General features: G+C 71.3%; 2 protein-coding genes. Both read left to right on the forward strand.

Translation table 11 applies throughout. The features are described 5' to 3' along the window. Window positions 1–527, forward strand: a 527-nt coding sequence (locus tag AC1D1G_RS45700; protein WP_477957000.1) for an aminotransferase class I/II-fold pyridoxal phosphate-dependent enzyme, incomplete at its 5' end; no start/stop codon positions are given. 4 nt (window positions 528–531) lie between these two features. Continuing rightward, a partial coding sequence (locus AC1D1G_RS45705) for a thioesterase II family protein (protein WP_477957001.1) occupies window positions 532–816 on the forward strand: 285 nt, incomplete at its 3' end.

Consider the following 816-nt stretch of genomic DNA (forward strand, 5'->3'; position numbering starts at 1 on the left):
TCGGCGAGCACTTCGACGTCGACCGCGACGACGTGGAGCTGTGGTCCGGCACGATGTMGAAGGCCCTGGCCGGTTGCGGCGGCTACGTCGCGGGCAGCGCCGAGCTCATCCGCTTCCTGAAGTACACGACGCCCGGCTTCGTCTACAGCGTCGGGATCACGCCGATGAATGCCGCGGCGTCCCTGGCCGCGATCCGGCAGATGCGCGCCGAACCCGAGGCACTGGACCGGTTGCGGCGCAACTCCCGGCTCTTCCTGCAGCTCGCCACGGACGCCGGAATCGACACCGGGGACTCGAAGGACACCCCGGTCATCCCGTGCATCGTCGGGGATTCACTCCGCACCCTCGCCCTGTCCAACGCACTGCTCCGGCGCGGCATCAACGTGAACCCCATCCTCTACCCGGCCGTGCCGGAAGACCTCGCCCGGCTGCGCTTCTTCGTCACCTCGTGCCACACCGAGGACCAGATCCGGTCCACGGTGGCAGCTCTCGCCGACGAACTCGCCACGCTCGTCGCGGCCGCGTAGCGCCGTGCCCGGCCCCCTCCTGCTGTTCTGCTTCCCCCACGCCGGCGGCGGACCCTCGACGTACCGGCACTGGCACCGCGCCCTGAGCCCGCACGTGTCGGTGTGGCCCGTGCACGTGCCCGGCCGGGAGAGCCGTGCCGGCGAGGCCGGATTCACCGACGTCGAGTCCCTCGTCACCGCACTCGAGTCCGAACTCGCCGAACCGCTCACGCAGCCGCACGTCTTCTTCGGGCACAGCATGGGTGCGCTGGTGGCGTACCGGCTCGCGTGCCGCCGGCGCGCGGCCGGG

Source organism: Rhodococcus sp. P3_B8 (assembly GCF_056402775.1).